1 pseudogene is annotated in these 262 nt (G+C 56.9%); it reads left to right on the top strand.

From position 1 onward, the window contains the following. Window positions 1-194: 194 nt before the first annotated feature. A pseudogene (locus F7R02_RS27725) lies at window positions 195-262 on the top strand (transposase); the annotation flags it as partial.

Below are 262 nucleotides of genomic sequence, written 5' to 3'. Positions count from 1 at the left end.
TTGCGGGAGCGCGTACAGCGACGGCGCTAGCCGCACATCGGGGATCACTCAACAAGTCATTTGCACTACTCATCTTCATCACTGCAGGCTATGTGCTCTGGAGGGTGCTCTGAGACCGAAGCGGCCCGACGTCCACCCAATTTTGAGTAGCGCCTCAGTTTGGAGTCCAATTCCCTACCCCGAGGAGATTGGACGTGAAGAAACGTTTTACTGACGAGCAGGTCATCGGCTTTCTGCGCGAAGCCGAAAGCGGCGTGGCGAT

It is taken from the genome of Xanthomonas cissicola (assembly GCF_008801575.1).
GTDB classification, from domain to species: domain Bacteria; phylum Pseudomonadota; class Gammaproteobacteria; order Xanthomonadales; family Xanthomonadaceae; genus Xanthomonas; species Xanthomonas cissicola.
Note: the sequence above shows the minus strand (reverse complement) of the source record. Positions and strands in the feature narration are given on the sequence as shown.